The organism is Pseudomonas sp. NPDC087626 (assembly GCF_044743405.1).
Taxonomy (GTDB): domain Bacteria; phylum Pseudomonadota; class Gammaproteobacteria; order Pseudomonadales; family Pseudomonadaceae; genus Aquipseudomonas.
Genome location: NZ_JBIUWJ010000024.1, coordinates 85,139 through 95,389, shown reverse-complemented (window position 1 = coordinate 95,389; position 10,251 = coordinate 85,139). Strand labels below are relative to the sequence as shown.

Sequence of the window (10,251 nt, the reverse complement as noted above, 5' to 3'; positions counted from 1 at the left end):
ATCACCATGGACATCGCGTTCCAGCGTACCAGCGAGCGAATGCGGCGTTCCATGAACAGGTCGCCAGGCATGCGTGCTTCGTGGGTAACGGGGATGGTGTTGCGGTATGGCGTGGTGATGGCGTAAGGCAGTTGCGAACCGCTACGGGTTGCGAGTTCGCCCATACGGGTCATCAGATAGTGAGCACGGTCTTCGCCTTCTTTGTCGAGAACCGATTCCAGGGCGTCCAGCCATTCCTGGGTTTCGACGGGATCGAGGTCTTGCATGGCTTGCTCCAGGGCGGAAAGGCTACCAGAATCGGTTGCCTGAGTTAGCGACTGGCCTTGTGGGCAGACGTTATAAATTCTTGGAATGCCGGAGGTTGATTCGGCGGCGTGTAGTTTTACTACAAATCTCCGGGCATTTCAGCCTTTCGAATGTATATACGAGTAGTAAAACTACAGAAGAACGGCTTGTGGCCTCCTGCTGTGTTGTGAGAATAATCGTTACTCTTGGTCTTTAGCCAACCAGAATAGGGTCGAGCGTGATGCTGGCTACCAAAAATATTGAGATTTCAGCTATTTCTAACCTTTGTTCGACAGTCCTTTGCGTAGTGCAATTGCTGGGTTCACTACAGACCGCCCTTTCTACGCCGATCAAGGATAGACCATGAGCCTGCCTTCGCTTGCCCAACTGCCCGCCATTCTCCAGCCGTTTGTCAGCCGTGCCGAGCAATCGTTGCGCGCGGCCGTGGCCGCCCTCGACGATGATTATGGCCTGTCCACCTGGACGCCCGAACGCTGGGCGCAATGGGCTCGCGTGACGGGCGCCAGCGACTTTGTCTCTGAACAATGTGTACGTGATCCCTTGATGTTGCTGGCGCTGGTGCAGTCCGGCGAGTTGGACCGCCCTTTCGCTGCGGGCGAGCTATGCGCGCAGATCGCCACGGCAGCGCAGGCAGCTACCACCGATGACGAACTGGCCCGGGCACTGCGCCGCCAGCGTAACCGTCACCAGGTGCGCATCATCTGGCGCGACCTGAACCGTCAGGCCGACTTGATCCAGACCTGCCGCGATCTCTCGGACATGGCCGATGCCAGTATCGACCAGGCCTATCAGTGGTTGTACCTGCGCCACTGCCAGCAGTTCGGCACGCCCACCGGGCGGCGCAGTGGCGAGCCGCAGCAGATGGTCATCCTCGGCATGGGCAAGCTCGGCGCGGTGGAACTCAACCTGTCCTCGGACATCGACCTGATCTTCGCCTACCCCGAAGGCGGCGAGACCGTCGGCGTCAAGCGTGCGCTGGATAACCAGGAGTTCTTCATTCGCCTGGGCCAGCGGCTGATCAAGGCGCTGGACCCGATGACCGTCGACGGTTTTGTATTTCGCGTCGACATGCGCCTGCGTCCGTACGGCTCGTCCGGCGCGCTGGTGCTCAGCTTCAATGCCCTGGAGCAGTACTATCAGGACCAGGGCCGTGACTGGGAACGCTACGCCATGATCAAGGCGCGGGTGGTGGCCGGCGACCAGGTTGCAGGGGCGCAATTGCTCGACCTGCTGCGCCCGTTCGTCTATCGGCGCTACCTGGATTTCTCGGCGATCGAAGCGCTGCGCACCATGAAGCAGTTGATCCAGCAGGAAGTGCGGCGCAAGGGCATGGCCGACAACATCAAGCTGGGCGCCGGTGGCATCCGTGAAGTGGAATTCATCGCCCAGGCCTTCCAACTGATTCACGGCGGCCGCGACCTGAGCCTGCAGCAGCGTCCTCTATTAAAGGTGCTCAGCACGCTGGAAGGGCAGGGTTACCTGCCGCCGGCAGTGGTCGGCGAATTGCGCGAGGGTTATGAGTTTCTGCGTTACACCGAGCACGCGATCCAGGCGATTGCCGATCGGCAGACACAAATGCTCCCCGACAACGAGCAGGATCAGGCGCGCATCGCCTTTATGCTGGGTTTTGCCGACTGGCCAGCCTTCCATGCGCAGTTGATGTATTGGCGGGGTCGGGTCGACTGGCATTTCCGTCAAGTGATCGCCGATCCCGACGAAGAGGAGGGTGCGCAAAGCGAAGTGGTGGTCGGTGGTGAATGGTTGCCGCTGTGGGAAGACGCCCAGGACGAAGAAGCCGCGTGCCGTCAGTTGCAGGAGGGCGGTTTTGCCGATGCGCCGAAAGCCCTGAAGGCCTTGGCCGGCCTGCGAGGCAGTCCGCAGCTGCGGGCAATGCAGCGTCTGGGGCGCGAGCGTCTGGACGCCTTTATCCCGCGCTTGCTGGCCCAGGCCGTCGAGCACGCCAACCCGGATCTGGTGTTGGAGCGTGTGCTGCCATTGGTTGAAGCCGTGGCGCGGCGTTCGGCGTACCTGGTGTTGCTCACGGAAAACCCGGGTGCCCTGCGCCGTCTGCTGACGTTGTGCGCGGCCAGCCCGTGGATTGCCGAACAGATCACCCGCTTCCCGCTGCTGCTCGATGAGTTGCTCAACGAGGGGCGCCTGTTCAAGCCGCCCCTGGCGCCGGAACTGGCGGCGGAGCTGCGCGAGCGCTTGACGCGTATTCCCGAGGATGACCTGGAACAGCAGATGGAGGCCCTGCGGCACTTCAAGCTGGCGCACCGCCTGCGGGTCGCCGCCTCGGAAATCGCCGGTAGCCTGCCCTTGATGAAGGTCAGCGACTACCTGACCTGGCTGGCCGAGGCGATCCTCGAACAGGTCCTGGCCCTGGCCTGGCGCCAGACCGCCGCCAAGTATGGTTCGCCACAGCGCCCCGACGGCACCTTGTGCGACCCAGGTTTTGTGATTGTTGGCTACGGCAAGGTCGGCGGACTGGAACTCGGCCATGGTTCGGACCTGGACCTGGTGTTTATCCACGACGGTGACCCGCAGGCGGAAACCGACGGGCCCAAGCCGATCGATGGCGCGCAATTTTTCACCCGCCTGGGCCAGCGCATCATTCATTTGCTGACCACCCAGACCAACTCCGGGCAGCTCTACGAAGTCGATATGCGCCTGCGGCCTTCCGGCGCCTCGGGGCTGTTGGTCAGTTCGTTGGGAGCGTTTGAGCGCTACCAGGAGAATGAAGCCTGGACCTGGGAGCATCAGGCACTGGTGCGCGCCCGTGTGCTGGTGGGCAGCCAGGATGTCGGCCAGGCGTTCGAGAAAGTTCGCGCCAAGGTGTTGGGGCGAGCCCGCGATTTGCCCAAGCTGCGCCAGGAAGTCAGCGAGATGCGCGCCAAGATGCGCGATAACCTGGGAACCAGGATTACCGGTGCCGGGACGGCGGCCAATGCCTTCGAAGCCACGGTGCCGTTCGACCTCAAGCAGGACGCCGGTGGTATCGTCGATATTGAATTTATGGTGCAATACGCGGCTTTGGCGTGGTCCCAGACGCATCCGCCGTTGCTGCGCTGGACAGACAACATCCGCATTCTGGAAGAGCTGGAGCACGAAGGCTTGATGCCTGCGGCCGATGCCAGCCTGATGCGTGAGGTCTACAAGGCCTATCGCGCCGCCGCTCACCGCCAGGCGTTGCAGAACGAGGCCGGGGTGGTGGCAGGCAACCAGTTTGTCGATGAGCGCCAACAGGTGTTGCGAATCTGGCGCGAGTTGGGGCTAAGCTGACACGGGGTAGTTCAAACACCTCATGCCCCTTGTGGGAGCGGGCTTGCCCGCGATGGCGTCGTCAGACATCACCGTTGATGTCGGCTATTACATCGTTATCGCGGGCAAGCCCGCTCCCACAGTGAAGGTGCTGTGATTGGTAGATCTGGAGCCACTCAAGCGACACTGCACGGGATGTGCACCAATACCCATGTGGGAGCGAGCCTGCTCGCGATAGCGGAGTGTGAGTCGACAGCAGTGTTGAAGGTAATCACCCCATCGCGAGCAAGCCCGCTCCCACAGTGTTTTTCGAAGCAGGGAGGCCAATGCCTCCCCTATTCGTTTGTGGATAACTATGAAAATTCTGATCGTTGGGCCCAGTTGGGTCGGTGACATGGTGATGGCGCAGACACTGTTCATGTGTCTGCAGCAGCGTCATCCACAGTGCGAAATCGACGTGCTGGCCCCGGAGTGGAGCCGGCCGATCCTTGAGCGCATGCCCCAAGTGCGCCGGGCCTTGAGCTTTCCGCTCGGCCACGGCGCGCTGGAGCTGGCAACGCGGCGGCGGATCGGCAAGTCCCTGGCCGGCCAGTACGACCAGGCGATCCTGCTGCCCAACTCGTTGAAGTCGGCGCTGGTGCCGTTTTTTGCCGGCATCGCCAAGCGCACCGGCTGGCGTGGCGAGTTTCGCTACGGTCTGCTCAACGATGTGCGCACGCTGGATAAAGAGCGCTACCCGCTGATGATCGAGCGTTTCATGGCGCTGGCCTATGAACCGGCAGCCGAACTGCCGACGCCTTATCCACGGCCCAGCCTGCAAATCGATCCTGTGACCCGCGAGGCGGCATTGGCCAAATTCGGCCTGACCCTCGATCGCCCGGTGCTGGCGCTGTGTCCGGGGGCCGAGTTCGGCGAGGCCAAGCGCTGGCCCTCCGAGCATTACGCCAAGGTCGCCGAGGCGAAGATTCGCGAGGGTTGGCAGGTCTGGCTGTTCGGTTCGAAGAACGATCACGCGGTCGGCGAAGAGATCCGTTCCCGGTTGATTCCCGGGCTGCGGGAGGAGGCGATGAACCTCAGTGGCGACACGTCGCTGGCCGAGGCCATCGACTTGCTGTCCTGCGCCGACTCGGTGGTCTCCAACGACTCCGGGCTGATGCACGTGGCCGCGGCGCTGAATCGTCCGCTGGTGGCGGTCTACGGTTCGACTTCGCCGGGCTTTACCCCGCCGCTGGCCGAGCACGTCGAAATCGTGCGCCTGGGCATCGAATGCAGCCCGTGTTTTGACCGCACCTGCCGCTTCGGCCATTACAACTGCCTGCGCCAGCTGATGCCGCAAGCGGTGAACGATGCCTTGCAGCGGTTGCAGGGCACTGTGGTCGAGGTTCGTTAAGTTGCGGGTACTGTTGATCAAGACCTCTTCGCTGGGCGATGTGATCCATGCGTTGCCCGCGCTGACCGACGCTGCGCGGGCGATCCCCGGCATCCAGTTCGACTGGGTGGTGGAAGAAGGCTTTGCCGAAATCCCCACCTGGCATCCGGCGGTGGGCAAGGTGATTCCCGTGGCGATCCGTCGCTGGCGCAAGAATCTCTGGCAGACCATCAAGAGCGGCGAGTTCAAGCGCTTCAAGCAAAACCTGCAGGCGACCAAGTACGACTTGGTGATCGATGCCCAGGGCCTGCTCAAAAGTGCCTTGCTGACCCGTTACGTGCGGGCACCGGTGGCTGGCCTGGACAAACACTCGGCCCGCGAGCCTCTGGCGGCGCGCTTCTACTCGCGGCGCCTGGCGGTGGCCCGTGGGCAACATGCGGTAGAGCGTTTGCGCCAGTTGTTCGCCGTGGCCCTGGGCTACGACTTACCCAAAGGCCTGGGCGACTACGGCCTGAACGTCGAGCGCCTGGTGGAGTTGCCGCGCAAGAATCCGTACGTGCTGTTCCTGCACGGCACCACCTGGGACACCAAACACTGGCCGGAAGCCTATTGGCGCGAACTGGCCGAGCGCATGGGGCACCTGGGCATGGCGGTGAAGTTGCCGTGGGGTAATCCGGCCGAGAAGGCGCGCGCCGAGCGTATCGCCCAGGGCCTGCGCAACGCCGAGGTGTTGCCCAAGCTGAACCTGGCGGGCGTCGCCAAGGTGTTGGCCGGCGCGCAAGCCTGCGTGGCGGTGGATACCGGCCTCGGGCATCTGGCCGCGGCGCTGGACGTGCCGACGGTGTCGCTGTTCGGTCCGACCAACCCGGGCCTGACGGGCGCCTATGGTCGTAGCCAGGTGCACATGGCGAGTGATTTCCCCTGTGCGCCGTGCATGCAAAAGAAATGTACCTACCAACCGACGGCTGAAGACCAGCGTCGGTTTGATCTCAAGCGCGAGTGGCCACTGTGCTTCACTCGCCTGAACCCCGAGCGTGTCGCGAGCCGACTGAGCACGTTGTTAATGGCTGAGGAGCTGCGCTGATGCAATTGGCTTTTGTACTGTACAAATATTTCCCGTTTGGCGGCTTGCAGCGTGATTTCATGCGCATTGCCCTGGAATGTCAGCAGCGCGGACACCAGATCCGCGTTTACACGCTGATTTGGGAAGGCGACGTGCCGCCGGGTTTTGAAGTGCTGGTGGCGCCGGTGAAGGCGTTCTTCAACCATCGGCGCAATGAAAAACTCAGCGCCTGGATGGCCGAGGACCTGGCCAAGCGCCCGGTGGACCGCCTGATCGGTTTCAACAAGATGCCTGGCCTGGACGTCTACTACGCCGCCGACGGTTGCTTCGAGGACAAGGCGCAGAACCTGCGCAATTCGTTGTACCGCCGCTGGGGTCGCTACCGGCATTTCGCCGAGTATGAGCGCGCGGTGTTCGCCAAGGACGCGAAAACCGAAGTGCTGATGATCTCCGAAGTCCAGCAGCCGCTGTTCATCAAGCATTACGACACCCCGCTGGAGCGCTTCCACTTGCTGCCGCCGGGCATTGCCCAGGACCGGCGCGCGCCGCCGAATGCCGGCGAAATTCGCGCGGACTTTCGCCGTGAGTTCTCCCTGGCCGACGACGAGTTGCTGCTGGTGCAGATTGGCTCCGGGTTCAAGACCAAGGGCGTTGACCGCAGTCTCAAGGCCCTGGCCGCGCTGCCGGCCGAATTGCGTAAACGCACGCGGCTGTTTGTAATTGGCCAGGATGACCCCAAAGTATTCCAGTTGCAGAGTGCCGCACTGGGCCTGGGCGATAACGTGCAGTTCCTCAAGGGCCGCAGCGATATCCCGCGGTTCCTGCTCGGTGCCGACCTGTTGATCCACCCGGCGTACAACGAAAACACCGGGACGGTATTGCTCGAAGCGCTGGTGGCCGGGTTGCCGGTGCTCGTCAGCGCGGTATGTGGTTATGCCCATTACATCGCCGAGGCCGACTGCGGCCTGGTGCTGGACGAGCCCTTCGAGCAGGCGCAACTCACGCAGTACCTGACGACCATGTTGAGCGATGATGCCGCGCGTGCGGCCTGGAGCCGTAATGGCCTGGCCTTCGCTGACACGGCCGACCTTTACAGCATGCCGCAGCACGCGGCAGATGTGATTCTGGCGGAGCAACACTGATGAAGTTGATTCTGGCCGAACCGTTCAAGAGCCTGTGGGCCGGACGCGATGCGTTCAGCGCCGTCGAAGGCCTGGAGGGCGAGGTTTACCGTGAACTCGAAGCGCGCCGCACCCTGCGCACCGAAGTCGCTGGCAACGGCTACTTCGTGAAGATTCACCGGGGTATCGGCTGGGGCGAGATCTTCAAGAACCTGCTCACGGCCAAGCTGCCGGTGCTCGGCGCGGGCCAGGAGTGGCGGGCGATCCAGCGCTTGCACGAGGCCAAGGTGCCGACCATGACCGCCGTGGCCTATGGCGAAAAAGGCAGCAACCCCGCTGACCAGCATTCATTCATCATCACCGAAGAGCTGGCGCCGACCGTCAGCCTCGAAGACTTCAGTATCGACTGGGCCCGGCAAGCGCCGGAGCCCCGGCTCAAGCGCGCGCTGATTGCCGAAGTGGCGCGCATGACCGGCATGATGCACCGCGCCGGGGTCAATCACCGCGACTGCTATATCTGCCATTTTCTGCTGCACACCGACAAGCCGGTCACGGCTGAGGACTTCAAGCTCTCGATCATCGACCTGCATCGGGCCCAGACCCGCCCGGCGATCACCCGACGCTGGCGCAACAAGGACCTGGCCGCGCTGTACTTCTCGGCACTGGACATCGGCCTGACTCGCCGCGACAAGCTGCGTTTCCTCAAGGGTTATTTCCTGCTGCCGTTGCGCCAGATCCTGCGCGAAGAAGCCTCGCTGCTGGCCTGGCTCGAGGGCAAGGCGAACAAACTGTACGAGCGCAAACAGCGCTATGGGGATGCGCTCTGATGACTGATTTTCTAGCCGCCGAGGACCGCGAGCGGTTCGAACGCCACGGGCTTGCCACGTTCGATGCGCTGTGGGCGCGGGAACTGGAAGCGGTGGACGAGCCCAACACCTCGGGCGGGGGCTGGAGCAGCGTGTTCCGCCTGGACCTGGACGGCCAGGGGTATTACCTCAAGCGCCAGAGCAACTACCTGACCCGGACCCTGCACCGGCCCTTCGGCGAACCGAGCTTTGCCCGGGAATTTCGCAACATCAGTCGTTACCGGCAGTTGGGGGTTCCGGCACTGGAGGCGGTGTTCTTTGGCGAGCGCAAAGTCGCCGGCGAAGTCCGCGCGATCCTGCTGACGCGGGCGCTGGATGGCTGGAACGACCTGGATGCGCTGCTGCAACAATGGCCGCAGCTCAGCGCCGGGCAACAGGCGGCGATCCTGCGCGCCTGCGGCTTGTTGGCGCGGCGGCTGCACGGCGTGCGCCAGGTGCATGGCTGCTTTTATCCCAAGCACATCTTCTTGCAGGCCGATGGCGAAGGCTATCGGGCGCAACTGATCGACCTGGAGAAAACCCGCCCGCTGCTGTTTGGCCAGCGCGACCGGGTCAAGGATCTGGAGCCGTTGTTGCGCCGAGCGCCGGTCTGGAGCACCGAGAATGTGCGCAGCTTGCTGGCGGCGTACCTGGATCAACCCGCCGACAGTGCGCTGGTGGATGCCTGGCTGCAGCGCTTGTCCGCTCGACGCAGTCATAAGGGGACGCGTTGATGCGTTTGTCTGAACTGAAAAACGCCGGACGCACCCCACAACTGCCGTTGAGCCTGGAGTTGGCCGATGCCGCGGGCCCGGCGCAGTTGCAACTGCTCAGTCTGCTACGGGTGCTGCCCGGCCAGCGCTATGTCGGGGCCGGGGTCTGGCGCGGGCGTCCGGTGTTGGCCAAGTTGCTGGTGGGCCGCAAGGCGGCGCGGCATTTCCAGCGTGAGCTGGAGGGTGTGCGCCTGCTCGCGGCCCAAGGCCTGACCACCCCGTTGTTGCTGGCTGACGGCCTGAAAGAAGGCGAGGGCGGCTGGTTGCTGTTCGAACTGCTGGAGGGTGCGCACAGCCTGGGCGACGCCTGGCAACAGGTCGAAGCCCTGCCAGTGCTGGCGGATGAGCAAAGCGAAGTGCTGGCCGAGGCGCTGGCCGCCATTGGCCAGATGCACAGCAAGGGCCTGTGGCAATCGGACCTGCACCTGGACAATCTGCTGCGCCACGGTGGTCGGCTGTATTTGATCGACGGTGCCGGGATTCATGCCGAAACCGCGGGGCAGCCGTTGTCGCGGCAAAAGGTCCTGGAAAACCTCGGGGTGTTTTTTGCCCAGTTGCCCAAGACGCTGGAGCCGTTCACCGAAGAGTTGCTGGTGCATTACCTGCTGAGCAATGGCGAGCATGCGTTGCCGCTCGAAGCCTTGCAGAAGCAGGTACGCAAGATTCGTAGCTGGCGACTCAAGGATTACCTGATCAAGGTTGGCCGCGAGTGCTCGCTGTTCGCCGTGCAGCGCGGGGCCTTTGGGTTGCGTGCGATTCGCCGCGACGAAGAGGCCGCCATGTTACCGGTGCTGGAGCAGGCCGATGCCTTGCTCGACCAGGGGCACCTGTACAAGACCGGCGGCGCGGCGAGCGTGGGCAAGGTTGAGGTGGGTGGTCGTACGCTGGTGGTCAAGCGCTACAACATCAAGGGGTTTGCCCACTGGCTCAAGCGTTTCTGGCGTCCGAGCCGCGCCTGGCATTCCTGGCGCGAGGGCAATCGCCTGGCGTTCCTCGGCATCGCCACGCCCAAGCCGCTGGCGTTGCTGGAAAAACGGTTTTTCTGGCTGCGCAGCCGGGCCTACCTGATCACCGAGTATCTGCCGGGGCCGGACATCATTGAGCGTTTTGCGCCCTATGTGGAAAGTGGCGAGGCGCCTGAGGCTGAGTTGGTGGCGCTGGATCAACTGTTTGCCGAGTTGATCGCCGAGCGCATCAGTCATGGGGATTTCAAGGGGCATAACCTGTTCTGGGACCGGGATCGCTGGTCGTTGATTGACCTGGATTCGATGTGTCAGCACGCTTCACTCAGTAGTTTTGCGCCGGCTTATGCGCGGGATCGGGCGCGGTTCATGCGTAATTGGGGTGAGGGGTCGGCGTTGTATCGGGTGATTGATCAGCGGTTGCCCAAGCAGGTGGCTTGACTCTTTTTTTTGGAGGGGTATACCCCCAACCCCCCGTAGCAGCTGTCGAGCCCGCGAGGCTGCGTTCGAGGACGCAGTCCTCGCCGCCCGTCATCTTTACGCTATAATCT

Annotated in this window: 7 protein-coding genes and 1 pseudogene; 7 read left to right on the top strand and 1 reads right to left on the bottom strand. The window is 63.0% G+C overall.

The window, feature by feature from the left end; translation table 11 throughout:
- Positions 1 to 266: pseudogene (locus ACIOVD_RS19670) on the bottom strand (pyruvate dehydrogenase (acetyl-transferring), homodimeric type); the annotation flags it as partial.
- 382 nt (positions 267 to 648) lie between these two features.
- Here ACIOVD_RS19670 and glnE point away from each other — a divergent pair.
- The 7 genes from glnE (at position 649) to ACIOVD_RS19635 (ending at position 10,141) form a co-directional block, all read left to right on the top strand.
- Positions 649 to 3,588, top strand: coding sequence for a bifunctional [glutamate--ammonia ligase]-adenylyl-L-tyrosine phosphorylase/[glutamate--ammonia-ligase] adenylyltransferase (gene glnE / locus ACIOVD_RS19665; RefSeq protein WP_401129714.1), 2,940 nt, complete (start codon positions 649 to 651; stop codon positions 3,586 to 3,588).
- A gap of 334 nt (positions 3,589 to 3,922) precedes the next feature.
- A complete protein-coding gene (gene waaF, locus ACIOVD_RS19660) occupies positions 3,923 to 4,957 on the top strand; it encodes a lipopolysaccharide heptosyltransferase II (protein WP_095167151.1) in 1,035 nt (344 codons plus the stop codon).
- A gap of 1 nt (position 4,958) precedes the next feature.
- Entirely contained in the window at positions 4,959 to 6,020 is a 1,062-nt protein-coding gene (gene waaC / locus ACIOVD_RS19655) for a lipopolysaccharide heptosyltransferase I (protein WP_095167150.1), read from the top strand.
- On the top strand, positions 6,020 to 7,141 hold the full coding sequence (locus ACIOVD_RS19650; RefSeq protein ID WP_095167149.1) for a glycosyltransferase family 4 protein: 1,122 nt from the start codon (positions 6,020 to 6,022) through the stop codon (positions 7,139 to 7,141). The genes waaC and ACIOVD_RS19650 overlap by 1 nt, the downstream gene beginning before the upstream one ends.
- Positions 7,141 to 7,947 (top strand): lipopolysaccharide core heptose(I) kinase RfaP, encoded by an 807-nt coding sequence (gene rfaP / locus ACIOVD_RS19645; RefSeq protein WP_095167148.1) that lies wholly within the window; start codon positions 7,141 to 7,143, stop codon positions 7,945 to 7,947. Before ACIOVD_RS19650 ends, rfaP begins: the two co-directional genes overlap by 1 nt.
- Complete coding sequence (locus ACIOVD_RS19640; RefSeq protein WP_095167147.1) at positions 7,947 to 8,699, top strand: lipopolysaccharide kinase InaA family protein; 753 nt, start codon at positions 7,947 to 7,949, stop codon at positions 8,697 to 8,699. The genes rfaP and ACIOVD_RS19640 overlap by 1 nt, the downstream gene beginning before the upstream one ends.
- Positions 8,699 to 10,141, top strand: coding sequence for a lipopolysaccharide kinase InaA family protein (locus tag ACIOVD_RS19635; RefSeq protein WP_401129710.1), 1,443 nt, complete (start codon positions 8,699 to 8,701; stop codon positions 10,139 to 10,141). Before ACIOVD_RS19640 ends, ACIOVD_RS19635 begins: the two co-directional genes overlap by 1 nt.
- Positions 10,142 to 10,251 lie beyond the last annotated feature (110 nt).